Below are 16,264 nucleotides of genomic sequence, written 5' to 3'. Positions count from 1 at the left end.
GTGACGTGAACAATCACCAGCCTGCCATGACCGCCCCCTCTCAGCGAATTTGCAGAACTCTCAGCACACTACCCAAAAGCGGCCTTTAGATTAGCAGACCGCAACGGCCGATGCAGGGGTCGTGTCCCATCAGGTGGTGTAGCTCGGCGGTAGCGAAGCCGCTCACGAGCGCGCCGTTAGTAGCGCTGTAGCGAGCAAGCGGCGTGTGGGTGGTCATCGGCGCTTTCCGGTAGGGTTTGGTTGTTGACGCCAACCCATTTCGGAAGGGCCACCGATGACCGACGACATGATGAACCTGCGCACGCTCGTGGAGAAGACCCCGGATGCCGATCTGCTGCGGGAGATGATCGGCTTTGCCGCCGAGCGACTGATGGAAATGGAGGTGGGCGCGGCCACCGGCGCCAGCTATGGCGAGAAGAACCCGCTGCGGCTCGCCCAGCGCAATGGCTACCGCGACCGGGACTGGGANACTGATGCAAATGGAGGTGGGCGCGGCCACCGGCGCCAGCTATGGCGAGAAGAACCCGCTGCGGCTCGCCCAGCGCAATGGCTACCGCGACCGGGACTGGGAGACGCGGGCCGGCACGGTCGAGCTGCGCATCCCGAAGCTCAGGAAGGGAAGCTACTTCCCAGGTTTCCTCGAACCGCGCCGCATGGCCGAGAAGGCGCTAACGCCGTCATCCAGGAAGCTTATGTGCAAGGCATCTCGACCCGGTCGGTTGGCGACCTGGTCAAGGCCATGGGTATGAGCGGCATATCCAAGAGCCAGGTCTCGCGGCTGTGCGAGGAGATCGACGGGAAGGTGAAAGCCTTCCCCGATCGGCCGATCGAGGGCGATTGGCCATACCTGTGGATCGACGCCACTTACCTGAAGGTCCGCCGCGGTGGGCGGATCGTCTCGGTCGCCGTTATCATCGCCGTCGGCGTCAACGCGGACGGCCGGCGCGAGGTACTGGGCATGGAGATTGGCACCTCGGAGGCCGAGCCGATCTGGACAGAGTTCCTGCGCAAGCTGACACTCGCGGCCTGCGCGGCGTCAAGCTCGTCGTCTGCGATGCTCACGAAGGCCTCAAGGCGGCCGTCACCAAGGTGCTGTGCGCGACATGGCAGAGGTGCCGCGTCCACTTCATGAGGAACGTGCTGGCCCATGCCGGCAAGAGCGGCCGCAGGGTCGTCTCAGCCTTCATCGCCACCGCTTTCGCCCAGGNATGGCAGAGGTGCCGCGTCCACTTCATGAGGAACGTGCTGGCCCATGCCGGCAAGAGCGGCCGCAGGGTCGTCTCAGCCTTCATCGCCACCGCTTTCGCCCAGGAAACGCCCGAGGCCGCGTCCGTACAATGGCGCGCCGTCGCCGACCAGATCCGGCCGAAGGTGCCGAAGCTGGCGACAATCATGGACGACGCCGAGCTACGTGCTGGCCTACATGACCTTCCCCAAGGAACATCGCGCCAAGCTCCACTGAAGCGGCCTCGGGCGGTTGCAAGATCATTACAATGTTCTTTCTGATATCCGCCCGGTAAGGCGCTTTTCGCCTAAGCACTAGGCGTTCTCACATTTTTTGTTCAAGAACAAGGCGTTTACACACTTGGCTACAAGCCGAAAGCGCCTTAACTGTGAACGTTTACATATGCGAAAGCGCCTAAACATCCTGCCTGCTGCGGATGGAAAAACGCTGACTGTAAAAGCCCGCCCAACCTTTCGGCGGGCGGGCTTCCACTGTCGGAACTGGAGAGTGTCATGTCNTCCGATGGAAGCAGTCGCTCCGCCAGTGTCGCCGACGGAGGCTGCGGCATTTGCCCCAGAACCGCCTAGGGACACGCTAGCCGTAGCGCCGCTGTTGCCGCCCACATTAGCGCTGGCGCCTCCGCTGCCGACGGATACCCCGCCGACGCCTCCGACATTAATTCCAGCTGCAGTCGCTGGCATACAAAGAATTACGAGAACAGATCCGGCAGTCAGACTGCCCGTAAGAATTTCAAAAATTCTTGCCATGGTACGCCTCCTTGTTGCCCTGCAAAGGATGGGACATTTTTTGGGATCTACGGACCCCATAGTGACGCACTAGAGTTGAAAAACAACTTAACGGCCGCTAAAGATTCGTTCTTGGATCATTACTTGGTAATTCTCGGGAGTCAGATATAATAAAATTTTACTTTGCTCCTACGTGATTTTTCCATTTGTCAGATAATATCATTCCCTAAGCACCCCAGGTGCGGTGCAACAATGTTCAGGGATCGACCGTCCGGCGATCAGTAAGCGGCTACTACCGCCGATCGGACATACAACGCTATATTAGCACCTTTTGACGAACCCGACCGGCGGGCCGAGCCAGAATCCCGTCAGCGCAAAACCTGCAAAATCGCTTCCGATGCTCGCCATTGACTAGCACGGAGGAAGTTCTGAGCGCCAAACACGGTGACCATCAACCCACGGCCGCTGGTAACTGTCGACGTCGAGCATTTCGCCTGGTTGAAAGCTATGTGGCGCCGAAGCGGAAGAAAACACTGCAGACCCCGTTTCCTAAAATCGTATCAGGGCATTAGCAGTGACGCCGAGCGGCCGCCGACCTATCGATTAACTCGGTCCGGAGCCAGAGCGTTATAAAGGAGCAAACACGCCAGAAGTGAGATGACGCTGCCTAGCAGTTGGTCTGCCGTCAGGCCGGAAAAATAAACGAGATCGAACGCCAGTACAGCCATCGCTCTAGCCACTCATGAATTGGAAAACCTAACGAGCTGGTCACCAAGTCCGGCCTGCTCAAGATCGCGCAACGTGTCCTTCAACTCCTTGCGCTTGTAGCGATTGATGATGCCGGCTTAGGTTGTGGCGGCATCTAACAAACATTCGACTCGCGCCTGCCATGACGACGACCCGCCGAAGCGAGCATCGCGAGCGCACAGTATTCAAATCCCCCAAGGCGTCCGTCGAGATTTGACAACAGACAGATGGCGCGGCGCGAGCTCTGACGCTGTACGACTGACGCAAGCGGCTCTCAGTCCTGGGCGTTGTCCTTGGTCCGTGTGAGGCGGCTTTCGCCTTCCTCCGGGCCGAAGCAGCTTTCGAAATCATTGCAGTCCCGGCAACTGGGGGAGCTGCACAGCGAAAAGCCTTCGGCCTCGCAGAGCTTTCGGTAAAAGTATTTTTTCCATTTCATGTTTTGGGTGTTGCCGGCCGCCAGCGTCGGAAAATGCGAGGCGAGCAGGCAGCCGAGGTCGCTTCGACTAAAGAGGCCAAGGTCTTGCCAGAGGTGGTCATTGCGCATGGCACGCCGGGCGATGATCTTGGCGAAGCGGGCGCTTGCCTTGTCGTCGGGCCGGGCATGCGCCAGCAGCAGTCCGCGCAGAAGTTCTTCTTCCAGATCCGGCTCGGGCTCGCTCCCCTCTTCCAAGGCAAACGCGTTGATCGGAAAAGCAGGGAAACAGCGGACCAGGACATCGCGCAACTCGGCGCGCGAAAGTCCGGTTGCCTCCGTCGCCGTCGCCTCGCCGGCCTCGATCTCCTCGAGCGCACGTGAAAGCACACAGGCAAGCACATGCTGGTCCAACCTGCTCTCCAGCTGCGGCCATTGGCCGGTGCTGAGCCGGGCATAATGTTGGGCAAATATGGTGCGTTCTCCTGCTATGGTCCTATTAAATCATGCACAGACCCGGCCTGCCGCAACATGGGTCGGGCAGTTCTTCGGCGTGGCACTCCGGGTCACCTCGCGTCGAGTAGTTCGGCAATTCTCGTCTGGTCCATCGGCTCTGACGCGATTCTGTGATTCGAAGAGGTTCGCGAACCCCTGCCCTGCCGTTTGCGCCTCACGGGGAACACTGGCGCCGGAATTGCCCCGCAGAGTTGGACGTGAACCGTGCGGGACAGAGGTCGCGTGCTGAGTGCGGCCACATGTTCAAGCCGCCAGACTCACGGTTGAATGAGGCCGATTCAAAACGCGCAGGGGGTGAGTTCCAGCGCACGTTCAGGACAGGATCGCACGCCTCGTGATGCAGGCAGTTCCTCCCCTTCCGCAACTTCAATGTCACCAGGCAGGATGTAACCGTCATTATCGAGTTTGAAGATGTCCGGCGCTTGCGCCGCGCATCGCGCGTGGCCCTGGCATTTGGCCCTTTGGACGATGATGCGCATGGCGCTGCCTCCATTGTCTGTGCCCGGCTCGGGGCGGGCCTAAGACCAGTCCAGGATCAAATTTTCGATCCCGAACACATGGCCGCCAGAAGTTATCGGCGCCGTACCCTGCTTGATCCTGAAAGCCGGGATGCGCGCCAGCCACTCCTCCAGGCCAATGACAATCTCCCGCCGGGCAAGGTGTGAGCCAAGGCAACGGTGGGGACCATAGCCAAACGCTGCGTGGCGGTTGTCCTCCCGCTCCAAATCAATCGTGTTGGGGCATTCGAATTCCGCCGGGTCACGATTGGCAATCATCGTGGCGCAGGAAACATAGTCCCCCTTCCGGATCGGCGCGCCTTCGAAGTCGATATCTTTCGTGGCCACGCGGATCAACTGAATGGGCGGATAGGCCCGCAGCAATTCTTCGGTTGCGAGCGGGATGCGGTCCGGTTCGCTCCGCAGCAATTGCTGATCTTTGAGGTTGCGTGCGAGGTACGCCAAGTCAAAGCCTATAGCTGCTGCGACCGTGTCGAGCCCAGCGACGAAGACAAGCACGCCGATGCCGCGGACTTGGGTGTCAGTCAGCCGGCGGCCCTCGACCTGTGCCTGCACTATAAAGGTCATGAAATCGTCAACCGCCTCATCGCGGCGCATGGCTGCAAGTTCGTCGATGAATGCCACGATCGTCCGGGCAGCCACAGGTCGTTCCTTATCGTCGCCGTGGAGCAGATCTTTCCCCCAGCCGACGAATGTATCGAGTCGGTCATCAGGCAACCCCAGAAAGCGAAGAAAGGTGCTCACCGCGAAAGGAAAGGCAAAATCCTTCATCACGTCGCAGCTTGTGCGCGACGCGGCGATCCTTTCGATCAGCTCGACCGCCCGTTCGCGGACAGCCGGTTCCAAAGCCAACACCCGCTTTGGCGAAAGCAGCGGATTAAGCAGTGAGCGAAAGACGCCATGGGCCGGTGGATCGAGCTCAAGCGGGATAGTCGGCCAGTTCTCACCCAGTATGGAGGAGAAGATGCTGCGATGGCTGGAAAAAGTCTCTGCGTCCTGCAGCACCTTCCGCTGGTCCGCGGCACGGGTGATGACCCAGGTACCCCGGCCATCTTGCGTGTTGTAGCGGGAGTAAAAGATCGGAGGCCCGTCATGTACGCAAGCGACAGCTGCGTGTGGATCCCCGTTGGGTGTTGGTGGCATCCCTGGCGATGTAAACAGGCTGAAGTCCCTCACCATTTCGGGCGGGACATGATCTGGAACGGGGTTGGTCGCCATTTTGTTTTCTCTACATTGGCGTTCATGGCTCAATTGAGATTGCACCGCTGTTCATAAAGTCGATTTCCAGCATGGGCACGTCTCTTGTCGGGCGCCTTATAGATTCTGTCGCCTGATACAGCCCACCTGCACCAGCGCGGATGAGATGGGTTGCGAAGTCGATCAGAGGGGCATCTCCGCCGCGCTCCGGTCATGAAGCAAAGCGGCCGCTTCCCCGTTAGGGTTGAGAGACTGGTCAATCACCTCTGCCCTGCTGATCAAATTGTCGAAGCAAGTCGCGTGCCGGATAGGGTAGCCATGGCGGTGCACCAAGCAATGCCAGCCTGCGCTGGGTCTGCCGCTGATGATCACCTGTCCATCATTCTTATGACAACGTCCGACAACCGACATCCGTGGTCGGTTTTGTCGAGCCCGCGACATCGGGCTGTTCGGCTTGGCTGTTGCTGCACAGCCTGCCGGTCGACGAGCGAGTAGATCGCTCGCACGGCCCGGATTGAGCAATGACGCGATCCAGCGCAAGGATCGGGTGCGGTCCGAGAAGACCCGACGGCGCTTGCGCGAGACGATCGGAAATATCAAAAAGGTCAAGCCGCGCTTCGGTTCGGCGCTGATGGCGTATGCGTTTTATCGCTCGCAGGCGCTGCAAGGCTTTTCCGGCAGACGGCGATGCACTCGTGCGCACCGGTGCCGACCGGCGACCAGCTTGACTGTATAGATGCGGTCCATTCCGGCGTGCATCACCTGACCATGCGCATGCGCTACGACGGCATCCTTTCCGCTCATGGACCTAGATTTGCTCGCGAGCCGCTGTCGGAACGTGGTGCTGAGTCCTATCGCGGCCAATTCAATCCGAGGACCTGTCGGCAGTCAACACACCCCTGGAGGTCGGACCGGGAACGCGTGGCAGACTCTCGGCCAGAAACCGCCAGTCGCTGCCCTCGCGTTCGCCTTCCTTGCGCGTGCCGAAGAACTGGATGATCATCTTGCCGTCCGCGCCATAGGCTTCAATGGACGTAACGTGACCATCCCTCGTCGGCTTGCGCACGGCCCAGACCTCGCGGATGCGATGGGTCCTAAGATGCAGATGGAAGGTCTCTTCGAGCACATTGATCCGCGGCCCGATCTGCTTGACCGACCTGATCGGGCCGGAATGGATCTGAATGCAACCACGATTGCCGACAAAGCACATGATCGGCATCTCGTCTTCGGCCGCCTGTTGGAACAGGGCGCCAATGGCATCATTGTCGAGTAGCCAGGCGTCATCCTCGTCGGCCATACGCATCGCCTGGCAGCGGCTGAGCTTCAGTGTCTTCAACATATGGTAGAACTGATGCACGTCGCTTAGCCGGCCCCAGTGCTCGCGTAGGTCGTCGACCGTGGTGGCGTGGTCTGGACTCACTGCGTTATCGCGCGCCCCGCTCGCCTCGAGCGATATGATCGGCTCCTGGTCGGGGGATACAAGCTCTGCCGTCAGATCCTGATAGGCCTGCAGGTTCGAGGCGGGCGTGAGATGAGCTTTGTGCATCGCCTCGCCGGTGGCATCAAAGAATTGCAGGCTGCGGCGGATCTCGGCCCCCTCGCGCTTCTCGACGGCGAAGCCATACGCCCACGCTTTCGGGAAGATGCGCAGGTCGATCTCGTCGCCGAGCAGTATGGCATGCTGGTTGCCGGTGACCACTTTGCCGTAGACGCCAATCTTTTGGTGCACGGCACTTTCGTTGCTGGTGACCGCCATCACCTCGCCGACCGCTTCGAGGCCGGTCAGCAGATCATCGACGCGCGGCTCGATGCGCACCGCGCCGTGACCACAATGCGCCGCGACCAACTCGGCTTCCGAAATGCCCAATCGAGCGGCGAGATCATGCTCCCGGATCTTCGGATTGTCTTTGCACGCCCGCCGGATTTCGTCGGGCGACGGTTTCTCGCGTTGGTCCATGCTTACCCCTGTTTCTACGACGTGTGAGGATCATCTGCCCTGCCCGGGAATCTTCAGCCGATAAGGCGCGCCGAAATGCTCGATCCTGATCTGCTGCTGGCCCATGAACAAGGTGTCGCTGGACAGCGTGCGCACGGCGTCGCACCGATGCGAAAACCGGCGAGCAGCCACATGCCGATGGCATCCCATCGAGCCGGTCGGCGGCTACTGGGCGGTAGTGAGCCAGTATGGATGTTGTCGCAATCGGCCAAGCGGGCATTCGGATGCCACGAGCGGCGCTGCTTTGCCAACAACGCGTATCTGACCACGGTCCTGACATGTTACTCCCTTGCTTCGCCCCATCCATCGCGATGGCACCCACGGCATGGTTGTGGATCGGCATGCTCTTGCCGTCTCGCCAAACGGAGCTTCAAAAACCGTGCCAATTGCGCCGAGGCAAGCTCAGAAGAAGTTCTGTCCTTGGTGATGTGAGTTCACCCAAGAACTCAGGCCAACATCCCTCGTGCCGGACCCGACAAACCCGACAGCACGTGTCGATTGGCCGACACCTTATCAGCAATCAAGAGGCACCAGTGCGAGAGATGCCGCGCTGTGTTGAAACGTTTTTTGGCTTTGGCACGGTGCATGCAACGTGATGGGCAAGCAGGTCGCGGACTGAGGAGAATGGAGCCATGATTACGCTCACCGACAACGCTGTTGCCGCCTTCAAGACTGCTCTTTGCCGTGCCAGCGAGCCGGCGGAAGGCTTTCGCATTATGGTCGAGGCCGGCGGCTGCGCAGGCTTCAAATACTTAATGGGCCTGGAGAGCGTGTCGCGCGAGGGCGACGCGATCACTGACACAGATGGGGTCAAGCTGTTCGTGGACGCGGGCTCCCAACCCCATGTAGCCGGCATGACCGTCGACTTCCTCACCGGGCTCCAATCTTCCGGTTTTGTCTTCGATAACCCCAATGCGCGCGAAAAGTGCGGCTGCGGCAAGTCCTTCAGTTAAGCGCCCGAAGCGCCTGTGCGGCCGACAGAGTGATTTTGCGGCAGAGGAGACTTATATGGCCGGCACAACAGATGTCCCCGTCCTAAAAAACAAGACAAGGTCAAAGCCGATCTCGGGACTGCCATTCGCTCCCAGTAGGATTCAAAGAACGTCGCCTCCCGAAGCAGCTCGGTTCCTGGTGGCACCCGAGCTGCTTGCGGACAAATCGCGCCGCTGCGCCAAATTCGGCTCATCGGTAGCGTTATCGCGTTCGGGCGTCCTTACCTGCCGGCTGACCTACGGCCACTGCGAACATGTCCATATCGACGGAGATCCGGTTTACGTCAAACACTCCGGGCGCCTGCGCGCACTGCCAGTTCAAATGATCATCAACGGCATGCGCCAGAGGCTCAACGAGTCGGTCTAGCGCTCGCGTCATTCTGTTTAACTGAGGATCGCACCTATGAAGCCTGTCTACCTCGACAACAACGCAACCACACGGGTCGATCCTGAGGTCGTGCAAGCGATGTTGCCGTTCTTTAGGGATCAATTCGGCAACCCTTCGTCGGCACACGCTCTTGGCGCCTCAGTCAGTGCGGCGGTGAGAAAGGCGCGGAGGCAGTTGCAAGCTCTGATCGGCGCGGAGTTCGAGGATGAGATCACTTTCACCTCGGGTGGGACAGAAAGCGACAATGCAGCGCTTCTTTCAGCGCTCGAGGCGGCGCCCAACCGAACCGAGATCGTGACGTCCGCGGTCGAGCATCCCGCCGTGCTGACGCTCTGCGAGCATCTTGAGAAGACCCGCCGCCTCAAGGTGCACAGGATCCCGGTGGATTGCCGTGGTCGGCTCGATCTCGACGCCTATATGGCCGCCCTCACCCCACAGGTTGCAATCGTGTCAATAATGTGGGCGAACAACGAGACTGGTGTGATCTTCCCCGTGGCAAGGCTTTCCGAGTTGGCCAAGGAAGTGGGCGCCCTATTCCATACCGATGCTGTGCAGGCGGTCGGCAAGCTTCCGATGGACCTGAAGTCGACCGCAATCGACATGCTGTCGCTCTCCGGCCACAAGCTGCACGGGCCGAAAGGGATCGGTGCGCTTTTCGTAAAACGTGGCGTCGATTTCCATTCGCTGATCAAGGGGGGTCACCAAGAGCACAACCGGCGTGCTGGAACCGAGAATACGCCCGGCATAGCCGGGCTCGGCACGGCGGCCGAACTCGCCTTGAAATTCATGGACGACGAGACCACACGGGTAAAGTCGCTCCGCGATCGCCTGGAGGGCGGGATCCTCCAGCGCATCCCAAGCACCTGTGTCACTGGTGATCCCTTGCAACGGTTGCCCAACACCGCAAACATCTCCTTCGAACATGTCGAAAGTGATGGAATTCCACTTCTCCTCAGCCGCATTGGCATCGCGTGTTCCTCTGGCTCGGCCTGCACCTCCGGCTCTCTGGAACCAAGCCATGTCCTAAGCGCGATGAAAACGCCACACGCGGCAGTCCGCTTCTCCTTGGCGCGGGACAACAGCGAAGAGGACATCGACCGGGTGCTCGAGGTCATGCCGGGAATCGTGGGGAAGCTGCGCAGCTTTTCCGGTTCTGGGCCGGGTAGTCCGGTCTATGCGTGAGCCGCAGAAGAACAGGCTGCCTGTCATGACCGGTCATGTCTCCCTCAACGATACGACCTTGCGCGATGGCGAGCAGGCGCCGGGCGTCGCCTTCACCACGACGGAAAAGCTGGAGATCGCTGAGTCTCTTGCGGCGGCTGGCGTGACAGAGATCGAGATCGGCACGCCGGTCATGGGCGTCGACGAGATGGAAACAATTCGCGCCGTGGTAGCGCGGCGTCTTCCGGTTCGGCTCATGGCCTGGTGCCGGATGACGTCGTTGGATCTCGATGCAGCGATCGAGAGCGGCGTCCAAGCGGTCAATTTGTCGCTGCCTGCGTCGGACATCCAACTTGCCGCCAAGCTCGGCCTCGACAAGGCGGGAGCGCTCCAGGTCATCGATCATATGGTCAGGCGCGCCGCCGATGCCGGCTTCTTCGTCGCGGTGGGCTGCGAGGATGCCTCGCGGGCCAATCGGGATCATCTCGCCCGCGTCATCGAGACGGCCGCACGCGCCGGCGCAAGCCGCGTGAGGCTGGCCGACACAGTCGGTGTTCTCGACCCGTTTTCGACCTTCGAACTTGTCGCCCAGCTCGTGGTGCAGTCTCCAATCGACCTTGAATTTCATGCGCACAACGATCTCGGACTTGCTGGCGCCAACACGCTGGCGGCGATCCGCGCAGGCGCGCGCCATGCCTCCGTCACCGTCCTGGGGCTCGGCGAGCGTGCGGGCAATGCCGCGCTGGAGGAGGTGGCCGCCGCAATGGCAGTCTTCGACGGCGCAGACACCGGCATTGAGCTGACCGCATTGCCCGGCCTCGCCGCCCAGGTGGCTTGGGCCGCCCGCCGGCAGACCGCAGCCACTAAGCCGGTCGTCGGCGCCGATGTTTTCACCCACGAATCCGGCATTCACGTCGCAGGGCTGCTGAAGGACTCGCGTACTTATCAGGGGCTCGATCCGACTCTCGTGGGCCGCTGCCGGCGGATCGTCATCGGCAAGCATTCCGGCGCGACTGCGATTGCCCATGTGCTGAGCGAAAGCGGTCGCGATCTCGACCCGGATCTGGCAGCCGCGATGGTGGCCCGCGTCCGACGCGAGGCGGCCGAGACCAAATCGACCGTCACTGCAACTCGACTGGTCGAGCTCTACGATGGAATGTGCAGCGAGGCATCCCTCATCGAGCTGTGCGGGTCCAAGTCAGCCGTGCGCGAGCGCACAGAGGCCACAGTTTTGCGACCAGGAAGAATGCAATGAATTGTTCCGCTGACAGCCGCCCCATGGATGTCACCGACATCCTCGCACGACTGAAGCGCTTGTCGGCTGCAGAGGAATTCTTCTCAGTCCTAGGCGTCGCCTATGACCCGAAGGTACTGAATGTCTCGCGGCTCCATATCATGAAGCGTGTGGGCCAATACCTCGCCGAAGAAGATTTCTCCGGTCTGCCCGACCAGGTGATTGCCGCGAGGGTGCGCGCGACGCTCGAACGCGCTTACGAGGACTTTGCGATTTCCTCGCCGCTCACGCATCGGATTTTCAAGGTGCTCAAGGACCACGATCCGAACAAACCTGCCGCGCCGGGTCACACCTTTGTTCCGTTCGACTCGGTACTGAAGCGGTTCGGACGGGAATGATCGGCGACAAGGGTGCGACGCGACAATGTCGAGCAGCCGCCAAATGCGGTCATCACCACAGCGCCGTCAGAAGCAACCAGCCGAAGTTGTAGGAAAGGGGGAGCGCAAGAGACTTGGCACGAATAATGCGGACAAAGGAGATAACCGCAATGCCGGACCCGGACAGGAGCCTAGAGAAACCGCCAATGCACATTGTAATCTGCATCAAGCAGGTGCCGGACTCGACACAGATAAGGGTCCATCCGGTCACGAACACGATCATGCGCCAGGGTGTTCCGACCATCATCAACCCTTACGACCTGTTCGCCCTCGAAGAAGCGCTCAGACTGCGCGACGCACATGGCGGCGAAGTCACTGTGCTCACCATGGGTCCGCCCATGGCAGAGGACGCGCTGCGCAAGGCGCTCGGTTACGGCGCCGACCGAGCGGTGCTCTTGACCGACCGCTATTTTGCCGGCTCCGACACGCTGGCAACCTCGTTCGCCCTTTCCCAGGCAATCGCGAAGATTGGCGAGACGTTCGGCACGCCAGACCTCGTCTTCACCGGCAAGCAGACGATCGATGGCGACACCGCCCAGGTCGGGCCCGGCATCGCCAAGCGCCTCGGACTCCTGCAACTGACCTATGTCGCGAAGATCCCTTCTGTCGACCTTGCTGCACGCGAGATCAAGGTCGAGCGCCGTTCCGAAGGCGGCACACAGATGCTGAAGAGCAGGCTCCCTTGCCTCATCACCATGCTGGAAGGCACAAACGAGATCCGCCGGGGCTCGATCCAGGACGCCTTGTGCGCCGCGCGCAGCCAGGTCTTGAAATGGAGCGCGGCCGACGCCGGCATTGAGGATCTCACCAAATGCGGCCTGCGCGGTTCACCGACGGTCGTCAAACGTGTTTTCGCCCCTCCTGCTCGAGCTGAAAAGGCGGCACAAATCGACACCGCCGAGAAGGCCTTGCGCGATGTCGCTGACGAACTCATCACCGCAATCTTCACCCGCCAGCCGGCGCTGGAACATGAGCTCGCCTTTAACGGCGGCGCGTGACGGCAAGGAGCAAAACGATGTCGACCGCGAACGGAGAAACCCCTCGCCCTGCCGCCGGCCGCGCCGGCATAAAGAAGGAATTGCCCGCCCATTTCAAGGACTATCGGCACGTTTGGGTTTTCATCGAGCTCGAACGTGGCGAGGTCCATCCGGTATCGTTCGAACTGCTCGGCGAAGGCCGCAACTTAGCAGACAAGCTTCAGGTCCAGCTTGCAGGTGTCGTGCTTGGACCGCCGGGAGAGGCCGTGGGGAACGCCGTTGCCGAAGCATTCGCGTATGGCGCTGACCTTGTCTACATCGCCGAGGCGCCCCTGCTCGCCGACTATCGGAATGAACCTTTCACCAAGGCGTTGACGGATCTGGTCGATACCCACAAACCCGAAATCCTTCTTCTCGGTGCCACCACACTGGGCAGGGATCTTGCCGGCTCCGTGGCGACGACCTTGCAGACGGGGCTCACGGCCGACTGCACCGAACTCGATGTAGATACCGACAGTTCGCTCGCCGCCACGCGTCCGACTTTCGGCGGTTCCTTGTTGTGCACGATCTATACGCTCAATTTCCGCCCGCAGATGGCGACCGTGCGGCCGAGGGTCATGCCCATGCCGCAGCGGACGGATAAACCGGTCGGGCGTGTCATCCGGCACAAGCTTTCGCTTGCCGAGGACGAGATCGCTACCAAAGTCCTCGGCTTCCTGCCGGACAATCAGTCGGCGAAGGCAAACCTTGCCTATGCCGACGTCGTGGTTGCGGGAGGCCTTGGTCTTGGCGCGGCGGAGAACCTGCAGCTTGTGAAGAACCTCGCACGAGCAATCGGCGCCGAGCACGGCTGTTCGCGTCCGTTAGTCCAGAAGAGCTGGATGCCAGCTGATCGGCAGATCGGCCAAACTGGCAAGACGATCCGGCCGAAGCTTTACATAGCGGCCGGGATTTCCGGCGCCGTCCAGCATCGGGTTGGCGTGGAGGGGGCGGATCTCATCGTGGCCATCAACACCGACCCGAACGCGCCGATTTTCGATTTCGCTCACCTCGGAATCGTCACCGACGCGATCCGCTTCCTGCCCGCACTGACGGAAGCCTTCACCCGGCGGCTGTCGCCCCACAGTCGCGATAAGCTTTCGAGCTAAGGGGATGGACATGATCGAGGAAAACTTCGACGCCATTGTTGTTGGGGCAGGCATGTCCGGAAACGCAGCTGCTTACACCATGGCCAGCCATGGCCTGAAGGTGCTGCAGTTGGAGCGGGGTGAATACCCGGGCTCCAAGAATGTCCAGGGTGCCATCATGTACGCGAACATGCTGGAGAAGATCATCCCGGATTTCCGGGATGATGCGCCTCTCGAGCGGCATTTGGTTGAACAGCGGCTTTGGGTGATGGACGACACATCCCATACCGGGATTCACTATAGGTCGGACGACTTCAATGAGGCGAAGCCCAACCGATACACGATCATCCGTGCCCAGTTCGATAAATGGTTTTCGCGTAAGGTGCGCGCGGCCGGCGCGACCGTTCTGTGCGAGACGACCGTGACGGAACTCATCCGTGATGCCAAGGACAGGGTGATCGGCGTCCGCACAGACCGGGCGGGCGGGGCCATCTACGCGGACGTGGTCGTTCTCGCAGAAGGTGTCTGCGGACTGCTTGGCACTCGAGCAGGCCTGCGCGAGATGCCAAAGCCGCAAACCGTCGCCCTCGCCGTCAAGGAAATGCATTTCTTGCCCGAAGAGGTCATTGAGCAGCGGTTCGGCGTAAAGGGCGATGAGGGCTGCGTGATCGAGGCGGTGGGCACGACCTCCCGCAGCATGGCCGGGCTCGGCTTCCTCTATACCAACAAGGAGTCCATCTCACTGGGCATTGGCTGCCTCGTCTCCGATTTTGCCGCGATGGTCGAGAGCCCCTACGTTCTCCTTGATGCCTTGAAGAGCCATCCTTCGATCCGGCCGCTGATCGCCGGCTCGGAAGTGAAAGAATATTCCGCACACCTCATTCCCGAAGGCGGCTACAAGGCTATTCCGCAGCTCTTTGGCGATGGTTGGGTCGTGGTCGGCGATGCCGCGCAACTGAACAACGCGATTCACCGCGAGGGTTCGAACCTCGCCATGACCTCCGGCCGCATTGCGGCTGAGGCAATCGTCGAGGTCAAGAGCCGCAACGGTCCGATGAACAAACGGAATCTCGCCCTTTACAAAGCCATGCTGGACAAGTCCTTCGTGGTCAAGGACCTGAGGAAATACAAAGACATGCCGGCCTTGCTCCACACCAATTCCAGCAATTATTTCACGACTTATCCGCGGTTGATGTCGCAAGCTGCGCAGAACTTCATGCGTGTCGACGGCACGCCGAAGATCGAGAAGGAAAAGGCGACCACGGCGGCCTTCATCAAGGCGCGCTCGCGCTGGGGGCTGGTCAGCGACGCGGTCCGCCTTGCATTGGCGTGGCGCTGAGGGGAGACGATATGACCAGCGCAGCGACGAAGTCACGTGTCGAGGACAAGCTTTACCAGAACCGCTACTTGGTGGATTCCGGCCGCCCGCACATCAAAGTGCGACCGCACCAGAAGCCGAGCGCGAATTTGCTCGCGCTGACCCACGTCTGCCCGGCGAAATGTTATGAGTTGAACGACAAGGGTCAAGTGGAGATCACTGCCGACGGCTGCATGGAGTGCGGCACCTGCCGGATTTTGTGCGAGACGAGTGGTGAGATCGAGTGGAACTATCCACGCGGCGGTTTCGGAATCCTCTTTAAATTCGGATGACCGGCGCACGCACACTTAAGGCGGCGATCATCCAGTACAGCTGAGTCTCGGCCATGCCATTTTTTGCTTTAATCGCCAATAAATGAAGAGAAATTGCACGAATACTGTTCTTGCATAATTCAGCCTCAGATAAAAAATGCAGGTTCACTCTGGACGACAACCGCTGAAGTCGTCTCTATGAGCCACCGGGCCGCAGATCGGGTCGACGAGGCCCTGAACCGCCCATCGAGCATGCCCTAAGCAGATACCCGCTCAGGGACTCTACGATATGTGAAGGTGCTGACCGCCCCGAGCGAGCTGGAGATTACGCTCGCCATACGCTGGCCAATTGTCGTGAACGTCCTGCCCACGTTTCTGCAGACGGGTAATTGAGCGATCGTCGTCCTGGACGCTGAAGGAGAGCCGGAGATTGCCGCCACTGCCGGCAATACCCACGCACCTCAATCAGGCACTCGCCGCCTCATATCACAGGCCGTAACAGATCAAGCGAATTGCGGCTGCCGGCCAGTCGCATCGGCGCCTCCGCAGCAAGGTATCTCCTCTTACGGCCGCATCCGAACCATGCCGCTTGTCGCCCGCATCTGACGGCACGCAACCGGCTGATCGACGCGATTGACTAGGCCGGTTGGGTTCTTCCAGGGCGGCTCGTATCCCTGGCCTCACGCCCTGGATAATCGGGTACGCCCTGCGCCGGCATGGTGTCAAGGTTAAGAAATTCGGGACGTCGTGATGACGTCAAGCGTAAGCAGCCCGGAGTGGTCTCGCTCACACTCTGCGCGCCCGAGGCTGCTAGCCTCGCGACCCTATTTGCTTGTCCACTGTCGTAAGCCCGACAAAGGTGTGTCGGAGCAATCCGAAGGAATCTGACACGAGAAGCCTATTCGTGAACCGAAACAGCTCTTTGAGCTGGCATAGCTCTTGCGCTTTGAACTGCGACATCA

At 60.4% G+C, this 16,264-nt stretch carries 14 protein-coding genes and 1 pseudogene; 10 read left to right on the top strand and 5 right to left on the bottom strand.

The window, feature by feature from the left end; all coding sequences use genetic code 11:
- Nucleotides 1-274: 274 nt before the first annotated feature.
- Nucleotides 275-1,407, top strand: a pseudogene (locus tag X750_RS01000000163475) (IS256 family transposase); the annotation flags it as partial.
- A 1,585-nt stretch (nucleotides 1,408-2,992) separates the two neighbouring features.
- Here X750_RS01000000163475 and X750_RS135390 read toward each other — a convergent pair.
- The 5 genes from X750_RS135390 to hemP form a co-directional block, all read right to left on the bottom strand.
- The gene (locus X750_RS135390; RefSeq protein WP_245271918.1) at nucleotides 2,993-3,556 is read right to left on the bottom strand and encodes a nitrogen fixation protein NifQ; all 564 of its coding nucleotides are present in this window, start codon (nucleotides 3,554-3,556) and stop codon (nucleotides 2,993-2,995) included.
- Between the two features lie 368 nt (nucleotides 3,557-3,924).
- Nucleotides 3,925-4,125 carry a ferredoxin gene (locus X750_RS1000000165295; protein WP_084567213.1) on the bottom strand — a complete coding sequence of 67 codons (201 nt, stop codon included), beginning with the start codon at nucleotides 4,123-4,125 and terminating at the stop codon, nucleotides 3,925-3,927.
- A 39-nt stretch (nucleotides 4,126-4,164) separates the two neighbouring features.
- Nucleotides 4,165-5,382, bottom strand: a complete 1,218-nt coding sequence (locus X750_RS135395) for a cytochrome P450 (RefSeq protein ID WP_023727121.1) — start codon at nucleotides 5,380-5,382, stop codon at nucleotides 4,165-4,167.
- 844 nt (nucleotides 5,383-6,226) lie between these two features.
- Nucleotides 6,227-7,318 (bottom strand): hemin-degrading factor, encoded by a 1,092-nt coding sequence (locus X750_RS135400; protein ID WP_023672205.1) that lies wholly within the window; start codon nucleotides 7,316-7,318, stop codon nucleotides 6,227-6,229.
- Nucleotides 7,319-7,348: 30 nt separating this feature from the next.
- Entirely contained in the window at nucleotides 7,349-7,453 is a 105-nt protein-coding gene (gene hemP / locus X750_RS1000000166165) for a hemin uptake protein HemP (RefSeq protein WP_023685012.1), read from the bottom strand.
- A gap of 536 nt (nucleotides 7,454-7,989) precedes the next feature.
- Here hemP and X750_RS135405 point away from each other — a divergent pair.
- The 9 genes from X750_RS135405 to X750_RS135445 all read left to right on the top strand — a co-directional run bounded on the left by X750_RS135405 (nucleotide 7,990) and on the right by X750_RS135445 (nucleotide 15,323).
- Nucleotides 7,990-8,310, top strand: a complete 321-nt coding sequence (locus X750_RS135405) for an iron-sulfur cluster assembly accessory protein (RefSeq protein WP_023672207.1) — start codon at nucleotides 7,990-7,992, stop codon at nucleotides 8,308-8,310.
- Between the two features lie 55 nt (nucleotides 8,311-8,365).
- Nucleotides 8,366-8,716, top strand: a complete 351-nt coding sequence (locus X750_RS1000000166160; RefSeq protein ID WP_155923868.1) for a hypothetical protein — start codon at nucleotides 8,366-8,368, stop codon at nucleotides 8,714-8,716.
- A gap of 36 nt (nucleotides 8,717-8,752) precedes the next feature.
- Nucleotides 8,753-9,919 carry a cysteine desulfurase NifS gene (gene nifS, locus X750_RS135415; protein ID WP_023672209.1) on the top strand — a complete coding sequence of 389 codons (1,167 nt, stop codon included), beginning with the start codon at nucleotides 8,753-8,755 and terminating at the stop codon, nucleotides 9,917-9,919.
- Nucleotides 9,920-9,944: 25 nt separating this feature from the next.
- Nucleotides 9,945-11,153 carry a homocitrate synthase gene (nifV, locus tag X750_RS135420; protein ID WP_023727119.1) on the top strand — a complete coding sequence of 403 codons (1,209 nt, stop codon included), beginning with the start codon at nucleotides 9,945-9,947 and terminating at the stop codon, nucleotides 11,151-11,153.
- On the top strand, nucleotides 11,150-11,530 hold the full coding sequence (nifW, locus tag X750_RS135425; protein WP_023687348.1) for a nitrogenase stabilizing/protective protein NifW: 381 nt from the start codon (nucleotides 11,150-11,152) through the stop codon (nucleotides 11,528-11,530). The genes nifV and nifW overlap by 4 nt, the downstream gene beginning before the upstream one ends.
- Nucleotides 11,531-11,715: 185 nt before the next feature.
- Complete coding sequence (locus X750_RS135430; RefSeq protein WP_023727118.1) at nucleotides 11,716-12,567, top strand: electron transfer flavoprotein subunit beta/FixA family protein; 852 nt, start codon at nucleotides 11,716-11,718, stop codon at nucleotides 12,565-12,567.
- Between the two features lie 17 nt (nucleotides 12,568-12,584).
- Nucleotides 12,585-13,694 carry an electron transfer flavoprotein subunit alpha/FixB family protein gene (locus X750_RS135435; RefSeq protein ID WP_023685019.1) on the top strand — a complete coding sequence of 370 codons (1,110 nt, stop codon included), beginning with the start codon at nucleotides 12,585-12,587 and terminating at the stop codon, nucleotides 13,692-13,694.
- Nucleotides 13,695-13,704: 10 nt separating this feature from the next.
- Nucleotides 13,705-15,012, top strand: a complete 1,308-nt coding sequence (locus tag X750_RS135440) for an FAD-binding protein (protein WP_023687350.1) — start codon at nucleotides 13,705-13,707, stop codon at nucleotides 15,010-15,012.
- Nucleotides 15,013-15,023: 11 nt separating this feature from the next.
- Nucleotides 15,024-15,323 carry a ferredoxin family protein gene (locus X750_RS135445; RefSeq protein WP_023687351.1) on the top strand — a complete coding sequence of 100 codons (300 nt, stop codon included), beginning with the start codon at nucleotides 15,024-15,026 and terminating at the stop codon, nucleotides 15,321-15,323.
- Nucleotides 15,324-16,264 lie beyond the last annotated feature (941 nt).

The organism is Mesorhizobium sp. LNJC391B00, from assembly GCF_000502535.1.
Classification (GTDB): Bacteria; Pseudomonadota; Alphaproteobacteria; order Rhizobiales; family Rhizobiaceae; genus Mesorhizobium.
The sequence above is the reverse complement of the archived record's forward strand: the minus strand, read 5'-3'. Positions and strand labels throughout refer to the sequence as shown.

Excerpts from the sequence above, each read along its gene's own strand:
- X750_RS1000000165295 (WP_084567213.1), bottom strand. The coding sequence starts at position 4,125 with ATGCGCATCATCGTCCAAAGGGCCAAATGCCAGGGCCACGCGCGATGC.
- X750_RS135395 (WP_023727121.1), bottom strand. The coding sequence starts at position 5,382 with ATGGCGACCAACCCCGTTCCAGATCATGTCCCGCCCGAAATGGTGAGG.
- X750_RS135400 (WP_023672205.1), bottom strand. The coding sequence starts at position 7,318 with ATGGACCAACGCGAGAAACCGTCGCCCGACGAAATCCGGCGGGCGTGC.
- X750_RS135405 (WP_023672207.1), top strand. The coding sequence starts at position 7,990 with ATGATTACGCTCACCGACAACGCTGTTGCCGCCTTCAAGACTGCTCTT.
- X750_RS1000000166160 (WP_155923868.1), top strand. The coding sequence starts at position 8,366 with ATGGCCGGCACAACAGATGTCCCCGTCCTAAAAAACAAGACAAGGTCA.
- nifS (WP_023672209.1), top strand. The coding sequence starts at position 8,753 with ATGAAGCCTGTCTACCTCGACAACAACGCAACCACACGGGTCGATCCT.
- nifV (WP_023727119.1), top strand. The coding sequence starts at position 9,945 with ATGACCGGTCATGTCTCCCTCAACGATACGACCTTGCGCGATGGCGAG.
- nifW (WP_023687348.1), top strand. The coding sequence starts at position 11,150 with ATGAATTGTTCCGCTGACAGCCGCCCCATGGATGTCACCGACATCCTC.
- X750_RS135430 (WP_023727118.1), top strand. The coding sequence starts at position 11,716 with ATGCACATTGTAATCTGCATCAAGCAGGTGCCGGACTCGACACAGATA.
- X750_RS135435 (WP_023685019.1), top strand. The coding sequence starts at position 12,585 with ATGTCGACCGCGAACGGAGAAACCCCTCGCCCTGCCGCCGGCCGCGCC.
- X750_RS135440 (WP_023687350.1), top strand. The coding sequence starts at position 13,705 with ATGATCGAGGAAAACTTCGACGCCATTGTTGTTGGGGCAGGCATGTCC.
- X750_RS135445 (WP_023687351.1), top strand. The coding sequence starts at position 15,024 with ATGACCAGCGCAGCGACGAAGTCACGTGTCGAGGACAAGCTTTACCAG.